The sequence below is a fragment of the Ralstonia sp. Ralssp135 genome (assembly GCF_047304345.1).
GTDB lineage: Bacteria > Pseudomonadota > Gammaproteobacteria > Burkholderiales > Burkholderiaceae > Ralstonia > Ralstonia chuxiongensis.
The window spans coordinates 123,825-138,064 of sequence record NZ_JBGLYZ010000002.1; the positions used below are offsets into that span (position 1 = coordinate 123,825).

Sequence of the window (14,240 nt, forward strand, 5' to 3'; positions counted from 1 at the left end):
TCATTTGGCAGCCGATTGGGCGGATTCCGGCGTCCGCCACCACGCCGTCAGCACCCAGGCCTCGGCCGAGTAGTAATACGGGAGACGATCCGGGTACATCAGGTTCTTGTTGTAGGCCACGCGGTGCGAAGCCGAATACCAGTGCGGAATCACATAGCAGCCTTGCATTAGTACGCGGTCGAGCGCGCGTGAAGCGATGACCAGCTCGTCGCGGCTGTCAGCGCGCAGCACATCATCGATCAGTGCATCGACGGCCGGCGATTTCAGGCCGATCACGTTGTCCGAGCCAGCCTCGTCAGCCGCAGCAGAGCCGAAGCGATCCTTCAGCTCGTTACCAGGGCTTTGCGAATCGGGGAAGCGCAGCGAAATCATGTCGAAATCGAACTCTTCCAACCGCTTCTGGTAGAGCGCGAAATCGGTCACGCGCTGGTTGACCTGGATCCCGAGCTTCTCAAGGTTGCGCGCATACGCCGCCATGACGCGGCTCATGGCCCCGCCGTCGTCGAGCATCTCGAAGACGAACGGCTCGCCCTTGCTGTTGCGCAGCGCCCCGTCGGCGTACGTCCAACCAGCCTGGGCCAACAGGCGACGCGCCTGCCGCAGATTGTCACGCAGTGAGCTGGGAGGTTCTGTCGAAGGCGGTGCGGGCAGCACGCCAAACACCTCCGGATCGAGCTTGCTGCGCAGCGGCTCCAGCAATGCCAACTCGCCCTTGCTAGGCATGCCCGTGAGCGAATCCGACGCGGCCAGCTCGCTATTGGCGAAGTAGCTATCGAGCCGGCGATAGGCGCCATAGAAGAGCTGGCGATTGAGCCATTCGAAATCAAGCGCCAGCGCCAGCGCCTTGCGCACCCGAAGGTCCTGGAACAGCGGGCGCCGCAGGTTCATCACAAAGCCCTGCATGCCCGCGCCGTTGCGATGCGGGAATTCGCTCTTGATCAGTTCACCGCTGCGGAACTTCACGCCGACGTAGCTCTTCGCCCAGTTCTTGGCGCGGTATTCGACCATGGCGTCGTACTCACCAGCCTTGAAGGCTTCGAGACGGGCGGTTTCGTCCTTGTAGAGCTTGTACTGGATGCGCTCGAAATTGAACGAGCCACGGCGCACGTTCAGGTCACGGCCCCAATAGTCGGGATTGCGCCGGAAGGTAATGCCGCGCGACGGATCAAAGCGCTCGATCACATACGGGCCGCTGGCAATCGGGTCCTGGAAGGTCAGCTTGTCGAACGCGACATCCTTGCCGCCGTCGGGATCATCGGGCTTGCCGCTGCCCTTGCCCCACTTTGGCGAGAACACCGGCAGCCCGCCGACGATGAGCGGCAGCTCCTTGTTCTTGCGCTTGAACTCGTAGCGGATGGTGCTCGCGTCCACCACTGTCACCTTGGCCACATCCGCTGTCATGCTGCGGTAGGCGGGGCTCGCGCCCTTGCCCATCAGCATGTCGTAGGAGTATTTGACGTCCGACGCACGCACGCGATCGCCGTTGGAGAATCGCGCGCGCGGGTTGATGTGGAACGTGACCGAAAGCTCGTCGGGCGCGACCGTCACGTCGTCCGCAAGCAGCCCATAGCCGCTGGCGGTTTCGTCCCAACTCGTAATGAGCAGGCTTTCGAAGACAAGCTGATTGAGGCCCGGCGCCGACGTGCCCTTGATCGTGAACGGATTGAACTTGTCGAAGCTCGTGCGCCGGTCGGGGTTGCCGAGCAGCAGCATGCCGCCGATGGGCGCCTTCGGGTTCAGATAGCCGAAGTTCGAGAAACCGGCCGGATACTTGAGGTCGCCATATTCAGCGTAGCCATGGGCCGCCCAGGCGGGTGTCACGCAGATCGCCGCCAACAGGCTGACCAGCGCCATGGCTCGCTTGTGTGTCGCAACGCGCACGCTCATTGCGCCCCTTGCCCCCAATGTCCTTGCATGCGTTGATCCGATTGATCGCTGTCTGAAAAACTGTTTTGGACGATTCTAACGCCCTCACACCGCAATCCCACCAATTCCGGCCCGGGGATCGTCCCGCATTGACAAGGCTGGCAGGGGTTGTGCGGCACTGCGCAAATGCGGAGCCGCCCCTCGCTTTCCGGTATGATCGCGCCCACCTAATTGCCTCGTGCCCCGGATACCGCCGCTGCGTCACCGCAGTGACGAGTGACCACAGCCACATACGGGCGCGACGTTGCCCCACATTTGTACGGAGAAAACATGGGATTCCTCGCTGGCAAGCGCATTCTGATTACCGGCCTTCTGTCCAACCGCTCGATCGCCTACGGCATCGCCAGCGCGTGCAAGCGCGAAGGCGCAGAACTGGCCTTCACTTACGTCGGCGAACGCTTTAAAGACCGCATTACTGAATTCGCCACCGAGTTCGACAGCAAGCTGGTGTTTGATTGCGACGTCGGCAGCGATGAGCAGATCGCCAAGGTCTTCGAAGATCTCGGCCAGCACTGGGACCACTTCGACGGCCTCGTGCACTCGATCGGCTTTGCGCCGCGCGAAGCGATTGCCGGCAACTTCATGGACGGCCTGTCGCGCGAATCATTCCGCATCGCGCACGACATCTCGGCGTATAGCTTCCCCGCGCTGGCGAAGGCCGCGCTGCCGATGCTCTCGCCCAATGCTTCGCTCCTCGCCCTGACGTACCTGGGTGCTGAACGCGTGGTCCCGAACTACAACACGATGGGCCTGGCCAAGGCGTCGCTCGAAGCGAGCGTGCGTTACTTGGCAAGCGCGCTGGGTCCGAAGGGCATCCGCGCCAACGGCATCTCGGCGGGTCCGATCAAGACGCTTGCCGCATCCGGCATCAAGGATTTCGGCAAGCTGCTCAAGTACATGGAAGACGTGGCACCACTGCGCCGCAACGTCACCATCGAGGAGGTTGGCAACGTGGCGGCGTTCCTGCTGTCGGATCTGGCCAGCGGTATGACTGGCGAGATCACGTACGTGGACTGTGGCTTCAACGTGACCGCCGGTGTGCCGGACGTCGTCGGCCAAGGCTGATGCGTTAATGCTCTAACGCATGCGCGCGCCATCTTCGGAAGGCGCACGCTTGCGGAGCAGACAAAGAAAAAGCCCGCATGGCGCAAACCATGCGGGCTTTTTGACGTGCAGTGCAATGCGAGCCGTCACGTCAGCTCAACTCGCATCCGCCTGTTGTGTGCGCTTCCCGCGAGAAGCGCCAAACTGGCGGAGACGGAGGGATTCGAACCCTCGATCCAGGTTTTGGCCCGGATGCTCCCTTAGCAGGGGAGTGCCTTCGACCTCTCGGCCACGTCTCCCAAACTTGCGTCGCACGAAGGAGCCCGTGCAACGAAGCGCGTATTCTAGCCACTTCACCCCACCCGGTCAACGACAACTGCATGACACGCGGTGAGAATCTGTGGCCCCGGGGGTCGCCACCCCGGCCATCCGGCGCCAGTTCAGTCGATTACGCCTGATCCAGCTCGAACGCCTTGTGGAGCGCGCGCACGGCCAGCTCCATGTACTTCTCATCGATCAGCACCGAGATCTTGATTTCCGAGGTGGAGATCATCTGGATGTTGATGCCCTCTTCCGACAGCGTGCGGAACATCTTGCTGGCGATGCCCACGTGCGAGCGCATGCCCACACCCACCACCGAAACCTTCGACACCTTCGGATCGCCCGACACGCTGGCCGCACCGATATGCGCCTTCACGCTGTCGTTCAGGATCGCGAGTGCGCGCTGGTATTCGCCACGCGGCACGGTGAAGGTGAAGTCCGTCTTACCTTCCACCGACTGATTCTGGATGATCATGTCGACGTCGATATTGGCGTCGGCGACCGGGCCCAGGATCTGATACGCGATGCCAGGCTTGTCCGGCACACCGATCACGGTGATCTTGGCTTCGTCGCGGGCAAAGGCGATGCCGGAAATGGCGGCGGCTTCCATGTTCGAATCTTCCTCAAAAGTAATCAGCGTGCCCGAGTTCATCTCGACGTCGAGCGGCATCAGCGGGTCGGTCAGCGACGACAGCACGCGGGTCTTCACGCGGTACTTGCCGGCAAACTCCACCGAGCGAATCTGCAGCACCTTGGAACCAAGGCTGGCCATTTCCAGCATCTCTTCGAAGGTGATCTTGTCCAGGCGACGGGCGTCGTCCACCACGCGCGGGTCGGTCGTGTAAACGCCGTCGACGTCGGTGTAGATCAAGCATTCGTCGGCCTCGAGCGCCGCGGCAACCGCCACGGCCGAGGTATCCGAACCGCCACGGCCCAGCGTGGTGATGTGGCCTTCGCTGTCGATGCCCTGAAAGCCGGTGATGACGACCACGCGACCAGCATCCAAATCAGCGCGTACGCGTTCATCGTCGATCGACTGGATGCGCGCCTTGGTGTAGGCCGAATCGGTCTTCACCGGCACTTGCCAGCCCGTGTAGCTGCGGGCATCGATGCCTTCGGCGTGCAACGCAATAGCCAGCAGACCCACGCTCACCTGCTCGCCGGTCGAGGCAATCATGTCGAGTTCACGCGGGTCGGGTTGGGCCGAAATCTCTTTGGCCATACCCAGCAGTCGGTTGGTTTCGCCAGACATGGCCGACGGAACGACCACGATCTGGTGACCTGCACGGTGCCACTTGGCAACGCGCTTGGCGACATTCTTGATGCGTTCAACCGAACCCATCGAGGTGCCACCGTATTTGTGAACGATGAGAGCCATCTTGGAAAGATCAGGAGGAGGCGGAGCGGTGCAAAAGCTTTTGAAAATACAGCAATTTGCATCGATCGGCAAGCAATTCACTGCTGGCGATGTATATCAGGGCGCACCCTCGGTGGCCGCAGACCATGTGACCTGCCAGCCAGCGCCGCTGTGGATGGCCGCTCGGTTCATTCCCAACCCCGCTGCAAACACCAGCACGTTGCCCGCGTATAGCAGCGGCAAGCGCTGGCGCCCCCAGGCAGGAATGCCGGCCTCTTGGTACGCCTGCTTGAGCGCGCGGGACGGTCCTCCCGGGCGCAGCACGATGCGCTCACCACCGCGGCGTGGCGACAGCAACAGCGGCGCTTGTAAGGTTTGCACAGCAACGCCATCGCGTGCCACGGGTGCAAACAACAGCGCCCCGCCCCATGCGGCCACATTCACGCGTTGCTCAGCTGGATGCGTCGGTTCAAATTGCGTCGTCTCAATGGCTAACGCAACCGGATCCGACGCGTCGCCGGCGCCAGCGTCGACTCGCGCAACGCCGCGATAGCGCCTAACTTGTCCCGCAGGCAGTTCAATGCACAGCGCCCCATCGTCTCGCGCGTCGACCAGTTGCGTGCGCAGATCCTCAAGGCGACGCGTGGACAGCGCGCGCACCCCCGCATCGGCCAACCAGGCACGCAGCACCGCGCGCTGACGGGGCGCGGATAGCGCGATCAACGCCCCCACATCCAACCCATCCTCTGAGGCGATCTGCATCAAATCGGCCCGCGCGATCTCGTTGATCAGCGCAGCTGCATCCGCCAGGTGCCCAGCGCTGCGCGACAAGGCTTCCCGATACGCCGGGAAATGATCCGCCATGCCCACGAGCAGCGGGCGCAGCGCATTCCGTGCGTAACGTGCGTCGGCGTTGGACGGATCCTCGACCCAGCTGAGCGCGTGCGCATGTGCGTACAGCTCGATCTCGCTGCGCGGCGCATCGATCCAAGGACGCAGCAATGTGACAGTGCCCGCCCGAGCCATCGGCATGGCTGCGAGGCCGTCGAGGCCAGCGCCGCGCATCAATTGCAGCAGCACCGTTTCAGCTTGGTCATCCTGATGATGCGCCGTCAACAAAATGGAGGCGCCTGTCTGGGCGCAAAGCGCTTCGAGCGCGGCGTATCTGGCTTCGCGTGCCGCTTCCTCAACCCCCTGCCCGGCATCGATCGCTACATGGACGCGACGCGCATGAAACGCAACGCCGGCTGCTTCTGCCATGCGTTGACTGGCGCATTCCCAGACATCGGCCTCGGCCTGCAAGCCGTGGTGAATATGCAGGGCAACGAGCCGCACGTGGGCACCCGCATCACGCCACGCCGCACACGCGTGCAGCAGAGCGACAGAATCACGCCCGCCCGACAGGGCAATCGCCACAATCGGTGTTTCGGCCACGCCAGAAGCAACAAAGGCCGCACACGCGGCAACGCGTTGTGCGACCTTGTTGACGAGATCAGCCGACGAATCAGCGGACTTCGGTTTCCTTGAACTTGCCATAAGCCATCAGGCGCTCGTGACGGCGCGTCTGGAGTTCCGATGTCTTCATGCCCTGGAACTGGCGCAGCGACTCAGCCAGCGCACGCTTGAGCATCGTCGCCATTCCCTTCGGATCACGGTGTGCGCCACCCAGCGGCTCGTTGACGATCTTGTCGATCAGGCCAAGCGCCTTCAGACGATGCGCGGTCAGACCCAATGCCTCAGCGGCTTCAGGTGCCTTCTCTGCGGTCTTCCACAGGATCGACGCGCAGCCTTCCGGCGAGATCACGGCGTACGTCGCGAACTGCAGCATGATCACGGAATCGCCCATGGCGATGGCCAGTGCACCGCCCGAACCGCCTTCACCGATGATGGTGGCGATCAGGGGCACCTTCAAACCGGCCATCACAAACAGGTTGTGACCGATGGCTTCGGATTGACCGCGCTCTTCTGCGTCAATGCCGGGGAATGCGCCCGGCGTATCGACGAACGTGAAGATGGGCAGGCCGAACTTGTCCGCCAGTTCCATCAGGCGCTTGGCCTTGCGGTAACCCTCGGGCTTGGACATGCCGAAGTTGCGCAGCGCGCGTTCCTTCGTGTCACGGCCCTTCTGGTGACCGATCACCATGCAAGCTTGGCCGTTAAAGCGCGCCAGACCGCCCACGATCGACAAGTCATCGGCGAAAGTGCGGTCGCCGTGCAGTTCGTGGAAGTCGGTGAAGATCTCGCGGACGTAGTCGAGCGTGTACGGACGCTGCGGGTGTCGCGCGATCTGCGCGACCTGCCATGGCGTCAGGTTGGCGTACAGATCTTTGGTGAGCTGCTGGCTCTTGGAAGCCAGGCGGGAAATTTCTTCAGAAATGTCGACAGCGGAATCGTCTTGTACGAAGCGAAGTTCTTCGATCTTCGCCTCAAGTTCTGCGATCGGCTGCTCGAACTCCAGGAAGGTTGTTTTCATGGATCTTCTGAAAGGCTCTTGAAGGCGCGCATTCTACCGGATTTTGACCGCCCGGCGACGCGCTCCGTTTCATCGAAATGAACAGCTCAATAGGTGGTTGCCGTATCGAGGCTGCGCCACATATACCAAGTCGCCACGGTGCGCCAAGGCTCCCAGTTGGCGGCAACTTCCCGCGCTTCGCTGCGAGTGACGGGTTCGCCACTGAAATAATTCTGTGAAATCGCGTTGATGAGCCCGATGTCGTCCAGCGGCAGCACATTCGGACGCATCAGGTTGAACATCAGGAACATCTCTGCCGTCCATCTGCCGATGCCGCGAATCTGCGTCAGTTCGGCGATCACATCCTCATCGTCCATTTCGGCCCACTTGGCAACGTGCACCGTGCCGTTGCGAAAGTGATCGGCGAGGTCAAGGATGTACTCCGCTTTCCGCTTGGACAGACCGCAACCCGCCAGCTTCTCCTGGCCGGCGCGCAAAAACTGGGCAGGCACGAGCTTCGGGCACACAGCCACCACCCGCTCCCACACCGACTGCGCAGCCTTAACGGAAATCTGCTGACCAACGACCGACCGCGCCAGCGTGACGAACGGGTCACCGCGGGAAGCCAAGTGCGCCGGACCATACGTCGGGATGATCTTGCGCAGGATACGGTCACGCTTCATCAGGTCCGCGCAAGCTTCTTGCCAGTACTCGGGCGGGCCCGAAAGCACCACTTCCGCCGGCACAGGCAGCGCCTCGTTGGTGGCGAGCGTTTCAGGCAGCGGTACCTTGCTCGCAGGCGCGCGTTTGGCCGGCGCCTTGGCGGCCTTGATCGGCGCGCTCCTGCCGGCGGCCGTCTTGCTCGCCACACCGTCGACTTTCTTGGCGGCCACCTTCTTGGCAGCCGGCACCTTCACCGCCGGCGTTTTCTTGGCAGCGGTGCTGCGCACTACGTTGGCTTTCTTGGCCACCGCGTTCATGCGCGTCTCCATTCGGTCAGGCCACCCGGCTTGTCTTCCAGAACGATGCCAGCGGCCAGCAACTCGGCACGGATGGCGTCCGCACGGGCGAAGTCGCGGGCAGCCTTGGCCGCGCGGCGCTCTTCGATACGCGCTTCCACTTCTGCGGCGTCCAGGCCATCGGCCGACACACCGCTCTGCAGGAACGCATGCGGATCGCGGCCCAGCAGGCCCAGCACACCTGCCAGCGCAGCGAGCTGGTTGGCCAGCTCGAGCGAGCGCGTCTTGTTGACTTCGCTTGCCAGCTCAAACAGCACCGACACGGCGACCGGCGTATTGAAGTCGTCGTTCATCGCTTCGAGGAAGCGCTTGCCGTGCGACTCGCTCCAGTCGGGCTTTGCACCGGCCGCGGCGGGTACATCCTTCAGCGCGGTGTACAGACGTGTGAGGGCATGGCGCGCATCGTCAAGGTGCGCATCGCTGTAGTTCAGGTCGCTGCGATAGTGCGAGCGCAGGATGAAGAAACGCACGACCTCCGCGTCGTACACCTTCAGCACGTCACGGATGGTGAAGAAGTTGCCGAGCGATTTCGACATCTTTTCGTCATTCACACGCACGAAACCGTTGTGCATCCACGTGTTGACGAACGTTTTGCCGGTCGCGCCTTCGGACTGGGCGATCTCGTTTTCGTGGTGCGGGAACTGCAGATCGGCGCCACCACCGTGCAGGTCGAAATGTTCGCCCAGCAGTTCGCAGCTCATTGCCGAGCACTCGATGTGCCAGCCTGGGCGGCCCTCGCCCCACGGCGAGGCCCAGCGCGACTCGGCAGGCTCGTCAGCCTTGGCGGATTTCCACAGCACGAAGTCGAGCGGATCCTGCTTGGCATCGTTGGCTGCCACACGCTCGCCGGCACGCAGGTCTTCGAGCGACTTGCCCGAGAGTTTGCCGTAACCGGGGAACTTGCGCACGGCGTAGTTCACGTCGCCGTCGGTCGCCTGATAGGCGAGGCCGTTCGTCTGCAGCTTGCCGATCATGCTCAGCATCTGCGGCACGTATTCGGTGGCGCGGGGCTCGTGGTCGGGGCGCTGCACGCCAAGCGCATCGGCGTCTTCGTGCATGGCAGCGATGAAGCGGCCAGTGAGCGCACTCATCGTCTCGCCGTTCTCGACCGCACGCTTGATGATCTTGTCATCGATGTCGGTGATGTTGCGCACGTAGGTCACGTCGTAACCTGCCGCGCGCAGCCAACGCTGCACCATGTCGAACACCACCATGACCCGCGCATGCCCGACGTGACAGTAGTCGTACACCGTCATCCCGCACACGTACATACGCACGCGGCCGGGCTCGATGGGGACGAACGTCTGTTTCTCACGCGCGAGCGTGTTGTAGATCTTGAGTGATTCCATGAAGCGGTGTCGGGAGACTCAGCGCGCCGCGCATGCGATGTACAACGTTGCGGGCGGACCAAATTGGAGGCAATTGGCGCCAGTGCGGCGCCTGCAAAACTAGCGGCATATCTTACCGGAACTGCGCTGACGGGGCGGCCTGCCTGTGCGTCTGGCATGCTCCCCGTCAAGAACCTTTCCTGGCACGCACGGCCGCGGCTGCGCACAAAGACGGTTTGTTAGAATGCGGCGGAGTATAACGGAACCGATTCTCATGAACAGACCGCTGCGTCAGACCGCTGCCACCCTGGCTTGCCTGCTTGCCATGTCGGCGGCACCGGCCTTCGCCCAGACCGCCGGCTTTGCCTTGCCGGCCGATTTGATGCCCAGCACGCAGCAAGCGCCGCAGGTTGCGCGCCAAAAGCGCATCGACGACGCGTTGGCCAAGAAGCAATACGCCGAGGCACTGGCCGAGCTGGACAAGGACGTCGCCTCCCAGCCGCGCAACGCGCAGGCACGCTTCCAGCGCGGCGTGGCACTTGCCGGCGTGGGCCGCGCCGATGATGCCATCGTCGCCTTTAGTCAGATGACACAGGATTTCCCGGAACTGCCCGAGCCGTACATCAACTTGGCCGCGCTGTATGCAGAGCGAGGCGAACTGCTCCGCGCCCGCGACAACCTGATCATGGCGAACCGCGTGGCGCCGGAAAATGCGCTGGCGCAATCCAACCTCGGTGACGTCTACGTCCGCCTGGCCGCGCAGTCGTATCAGAGCGCGATCAAGCTGAACCCGAAGAACGCCGCCGCGCGCGCGCGTCTGGATGCCCTGCCCGATCTGCCGGGCGTGCACCCTGCGTCCAAACCCACCACGACCACGCTGCCCGCAGCCAGCGGCGTGAGCGCCAAGCCGGCGAAGCGTCAGTAAGAAGAAGACGCGGCCGATCCTGCTTTTCCCACCCCAAGCTCTCTCTTTCTGACCATGCTCCGTATTCGCTCCCTCTTTGCCGGGCTCGTGTGTGCACTGGCCGTAACCGCCACTGCAGCCACGGCAGCCACCGCGTCCGCGCCACGCGTCCAGTTCAAGACGTCGATGGGTAACTTCACCGTTGAGGTGTATCCGGACAAGGCGCCCAAGACGGTCGCCAACTTTCTGCAGTACGTGAAGGACGGCTTCTACAAGGGCACGATCTTCCACCGTGTGATGGACGGCTTCATGATCCAGGGCGGCGGTTTCACGGCCGACATGAAACAGAAGGACACCCGCCCGCCGGTCGAAATCGAATCGAAGAACGGCCTGAAGAACGACAAGTACACGATCGCCATGGCCCGCACCATGGACCCGAACTCCGCCACCGCGCAGTTCTACGTGAACGTGGTGGACAACAACATGCTCAACTACCCTGGTCAGGACGGTTACGGCTATACCGTCTTCGGCAAGGTGGTCGATGGCACCGACACCATCGACAAGATCAAGGCGGTGGAAACCACCACGAAATTCCCGCACCAGAATGTGCCTGTGAAGCCGATCGTGATTGAATCGGCCACCGTCGTCTCCAAGTAACGCTTTTTTGCCCCACCCAAGGAATTCACCATGACCCAAGTCAAGCTGCACACCAACCACGGCGACATCACCCTGGCCCTGGACGCTGAGAAGGCACCCAAGTCAGTTGCCAACTTCGTCGCCTATGTGAAGGATGGCCACTACAACGGCACGGTGTTCCACCGCGTCATCAAGGGCTTCATGATCCAGGGCGGCGGCTTTGAGCCGGGCGAGAAGATGAACCAGAAGCCCACCAAGGCGCCGATCGACAACGAAGCCAACAACGGCCTGAAGAACGAACGCGGCGCCATTGCCATGGCACGCACCAACGATCCGCACTCGGCCACCGCTCAGTTCTTCATCAACACGGTCGACAACGACTTCCTGAACCACACGTCGCCGACGCCGCAAGGCTGGGGCTACGCCGTCTTCGGCAAAGTCACCGAAGGCATGGATGTGGTCGACAAGATCCGCTCTGTTCGCACGGGCAACCGCGGCTTCCACCAGGACGTGCCGATGGAAGACGTGATCATCGAAAGCGCTGAAGTGATCGAATGACCGACGCAGCGCACGCCTCACAGGCATCCGCGCTGAAGACACCGGTCCGGGTTTCCGGGCCGGTGTTTTTTATTTCGGATCTGCACCTGACGGCCAGCATGCCGGCCACCGCCACCGCGTTCGAGCGCTTCCTGCGCACGCGCGCCCGCGAGGCACGCACGCTCGTCATCCTGGGTGACTTCTTCGAATACTGGGTCGGCGATGAAGAATTGGCTGATCCGTTCCACCGGCACATCGCCAACCTGCTCGCTGACGTGGCAGCGGGCGACACGCGCGTGCTGTTCATGCATGGCAATCGCGACTTCCTGCTCGGCAAGCGTTTTTTGAAGGCCGCGCACGCTACGCTGCTACCTGATCCCACCGTGCTGGAAGCGGATGATGGCCAGCGCATCGTGCTTGCCCACGGCGACGCCCTCTGCACGCGCGACACGGCCTACATGCGTTTTCGCCACTGGACGCGCAAGCGCTGGGTGCAGCGGATATTCCTGATGATGCCGCTTCGCTGGCGGCTGAAGATCGCGCAGAAGATGCGCGCAGAGAGCGAAGCCGGCCGTGCCGTGTCCGCCAATGTCGCCGGCGAACCCCGCGCCGCCGCGATGATGGGCGACGTCGCACCCGATGCGGTGGACGCGCTGCTCAAGGCATCCAATACGTCCACGCTCATCCACGGCCACACGCACCGCCCGCAATTGCATCACGAGCCGAGCGGCAGCCGCTGGGTACTTTCCGACTGGGATTTCGATCAAGCACACCCGCGCGGCAGTTTCCTCAAACTGCAAGATGGCACGCTGACGGTCGAGCAAGTGACGACATAAGCTGTCGCCACCGGCCCTTTGCTTACTTGAGCATCCGCTTCAGTTCGCTGGCATCGAACGGATCGTTCGGCGAGTTTTCCAGGTGCGCACCCAGGCGATCGAGCGCAGAAAGAATCGACTCGATGCGCTCCTGTTGAAGCTCGCTGTGGTCGATCATCCGCTTGAGCGCCAGCGACACCGGATCGTCCGCATCCGGCGTGATGCCATAAGCGGAAAACTCCTGCTTGAGCGCAGACCGGGCCTCGGTAGCGACATCGCGTTCGATGATGCGCGCCGGAATGCCAACCGCCGTGGCACCCGGCGGCACCGGCTTGAGCACAACCGCGTTGGACCCAACCCGCGCCCCATCCCCGATGACAAAGCCGCCGAGCACCTTGGCACCCGCGCTCACCACCACGCCCTTACCGAGCGTCGGATGCCGCTTGGCGCCCTTGTAGAGCGACGTGCCGCCCAGCGTGACGCCCTGGTAGATCGTGCAGTCGTCACCAATTTCGGCCGTCTCGCCAATCACGACGCCCATGCCGTGGTCGATGAACACGCGCCGGCCAATTGTCGCGCCGGGGTGGATCTCGATGCCGGTGAGGAAGCGGCCGAGGTGAGAGAACCACCGCCCCAGCAACCGGAAGCCCCCGTGCCAACACGCGTGCGCGACCCGATGGACGATGATGGCGTGCAGACCCGGGTAGCAGGTCAGCACTTCCCAGCGGCTGCGCGCGGCCGGGTCTCGCTCCATGATGGCGCCGATATCTTCGCGAATGCGTGTGAACATCTTCAGGTGTGTGGATCGTTATATCTATATGCGCGATGCGCTGAGGGCAGTGTAAGGCATTGCCTTACCGCGCTGCGGCAAGGGTTTTAACCAGACATGCAGGGGATGCCGCCCTGCTTGCTCAACAACGGGCGGCTTTCAGGGCGGTCAGCGACAGTCGTCGGCTGCGCCGGTGGGCGGCGTGGCTGCTTCGGCGTGGCGGCCCAGCATGCGCTTGGCAATCCCGCGCAGGATGTTGACCTCTTCGGCCTCCAACTGCGTGCGGGCAAACAGACGTCGCAGGCGCGGCATCAGCTTTTTCGGCTGGGCGGGGTCGAGAAAGCCAATCTCAACCAGACCCTGCTCCAGATGTTCAAACATCCCGTCGATCTGCTCGGCCGTGGCCGGCTCACCGACAAAGCCGACGCCTTCCATGCGGGTGTCCCCCGTGCCGGTATCGGCCAGCAGCGCCATACGCACTTCGTACGCAATCAACTGCACCGCCTGCGACAGGTTCAACGAGGCATACGCGGGGTTGGCTGGAATGTGCGTGACCACGTGGCAGCGCTCCACCACCTCGTTGGGCAAACCGAACCGCTCATTGCCGAAGACGAAGGCGATGGTGGTGCCCGGCGCGGCCAGCAATGCGGCCACTTCTTCTGCAGCGGCACGCGGGCCAATGCGGCGCGGGCCGAATTCACGCGGGCGGGCGGTGAGCGCAATGGTGAGCGAGGCACCGACCAGCGCCTCGCCAATGCCGTCGACCACGCGGGCGGCGGCCAGCACATCATCGGCGCCGCTTGCCATGGCAACGGCATCGGCGTGGCATTGGGCGTCGGCCTCGCGCGGGCGTACGAGCACGAAGCTGCCGGGCTCGCCGAACCCCATCGTCTTGAGCGCACGTGCTGTGGAGCCGACATTGCCGGGATGGCTGGTCTCGACCAGCACGAAACGACACCGCGCGGCGCGCTGGCGCAGCGTTTCCGGGTCGGCAGGAGTTGTGTTCGACGTGCTCATTGGCGCAATTCGCGGGGCGCCTGGGGCGGGGTTCATATACAATACGGCCACTCTTTTGACGGCGGGCAGGATCGCGAGATTGGCCCGCCGCTCGTTCTTCTACAATTCGTTGTGT

General features: G+C 63.0%; 13 protein-coding genes and 1 tRNA gene. 5 read left to right on the forward strand and 9 right to left on the reverse strand.

Annotation, left to right across the window (positions count from 1 at the left end):
* Complete coding sequence (locus ACCD03_RS02565) at window positions 1–1,887, reverse strand: extracellular solute-binding protein (RefSeq protein WP_413410712.1); 1,887 nt, start codon at window positions 1,885–1,887, stop codon at window positions 1–3.
* A gap of 309 nt (window positions 1,888–2,196) precedes the next feature.
* Here ACCD03_RS02565 and fabI point away from each other — a divergent pair, with 309 nt between their 5' ends.
* Window positions 2,197–2,991, forward strand: coding sequence for an enoyl-ACP reductase FabI (fabI, locus tag ACCD03_RS02570; RefSeq protein ID WP_024976001.1), 795 nt, complete (start codon window positions 2,197–2,199; stop codon window positions 2,989–2,991).
* 184 nt (window positions 2,992–3,175) lie between these two features.
* Here the strand turns inward: fabI and ACCD03_RS02575 are convergent.
* From ACCD03_RS02575 to cysS, 6 genes are all read right to left on the reverse strand, one after another.
* Window positions 3,176–3,269 (reverse strand) — tRNA-Ser (locus ACCD03_RS02575).
* A gap of 149 nt (window positions 3,270–3,418) precedes the next feature.
* Window positions 3,419–4,669 carry an aspartate kinase gene (locus ACCD03_RS02580; protein ID WP_045204290.1) on the reverse strand — a complete coding sequence of 417 codons (1,251 nt, stop codon included), beginning with the start codon at window positions 4,667–4,669 and terminating at the stop codon, window positions 3,419–3,421.
* A gap of 96 nt (window positions 4,670–4,765) precedes the next feature.
* Window positions 4,766–6,184 carry a tRNA lysidine(34) synthetase TilS gene (gene tilS, locus ACCD03_RS02585; RefSeq protein WP_045204291.1) on the reverse strand — a complete coding sequence of 473 codons (1,419 nt, stop codon included), beginning with the start codon at window positions 6,182–6,184 and terminating at the stop codon, window positions 4,766–4,768.
* Window positions 6,153–7,121 (reverse strand): acetyl-CoA carboxylase carboxyltransferase subunit alpha, encoded by a 969-nt coding sequence (locus ACCD03_RS02590; RefSeq protein ID WP_045204292.1) that lies wholly within the window; start codon window positions 7,119–7,121, stop codon window positions 6,153–6,155. Before ACCD03_RS02590 ends, tilS begins: the two co-directional genes overlap by 32 nt.
* Window positions 7,122–7,207: 86 nt before the next feature.
* Window positions 7,208–8,092: a DNA-3-methyladenine glycosylase gene (locus ACCD03_RS02595; protein ID WP_325654907.1), complete on the reverse strand. Its 885-nt coding sequence runs from the start codon at window positions 8,090–8,092 to the stop codon at window positions 7,208–7,210.
* On the reverse strand, window positions 8,077–9,468 hold the full coding sequence (gene cysS / locus ACCD03_RS02600) for a cysteine--tRNA ligase (RefSeq protein WP_325654909.1): 1,392 nt from the start codon (window positions 9,466–9,468) through the stop codon (window positions 8,077–8,079). Before cysS ends, ACCD03_RS02595 begins: the two co-directional genes overlap by 16 nt.
* A gap of 253 nt (window positions 9,469–9,721) precedes the next feature.
* Here cysS and ACCD03_RS02605 point away from each other — a divergent pair, with 253 nt between their 5' ends.
* Genes ACCD03_RS02605 through ACCD03_RS02620 form a run of 4 tightly spaced genes read left to right on the forward strand, consistent with a single transcriptional unit; the run spans window position 9,722 to window position 12,360 of the window.
* Window positions 9,722–10,372, forward strand: a complete 651-nt coding sequence (locus tag ACCD03_RS02605; protein ID WP_413410713.1) for a hypothetical protein — start codon at window positions 9,722–9,724, stop codon at window positions 10,370–10,372.
* Between the two features lie 54 nt (window positions 10,373–10,426).
* Entirely contained in the window at window positions 10,427–11,008 is a 582-nt protein-coding gene (locus ACCD03_RS02610) for a peptidylprolyl isomerase (protein ID WP_024976008.1), read from the forward strand.
* Between the two features lie 30 nt (window positions 11,009–11,038).
* Window positions 11,039–11,545 carry a peptidylprolyl isomerase gene (locus ACCD03_RS02615; protein WP_024976009.1) on the forward strand — a complete coding sequence of 169 codons (507 nt, stop codon included), beginning with the start codon at window positions 11,039–11,041 and terminating at the stop codon, window positions 11,543–11,545.
* Window positions 11,542–12,360: a UDP-2,3-diacylglucosamine diphosphatase gene (locus ACCD03_RS02620; protein WP_413410714.1), complete on the forward strand. Its 819-nt coding sequence runs from the start codon at window positions 11,542–11,544 to the stop codon at window positions 12,358–12,360. The genes ACCD03_RS02615 and ACCD03_RS02620 overlap by 4 nt, the downstream gene beginning before the upstream one ends.
* A gap of 22 nt (window positions 12,361–12,382) precedes the next feature.
* Here ACCD03_RS02620 and cysE read toward each other — a convergent pair whose 3' ends face one another.
* Together cysE and ACCD03_RS02630 are read right to left on the reverse strand one after the other, a co-directional pair.
* Window positions 12,383–13,129 carry a serine O-acetyltransferase gene (gene cysE / locus ACCD03_RS02625; protein ID WP_253536996.1) on the reverse strand — a complete coding sequence of 249 codons (747 nt, stop codon included), beginning with the start codon at window positions 13,127–13,129 and terminating at the stop codon, window positions 12,383–12,385.
* A 147-nt stretch (window positions 13,130–13,276) separates the two neighbouring features.
* Entirely contained in the window at window positions 13,277–14,161 is an 885-nt protein-coding gene (locus tag ACCD03_RS02630; RefSeq protein WP_413410715.1) for an RNA methyltransferase, read from the reverse strand.
* Between the last annotated feature and the right edge of the window lie 79 nt (window positions 14,162–14,240).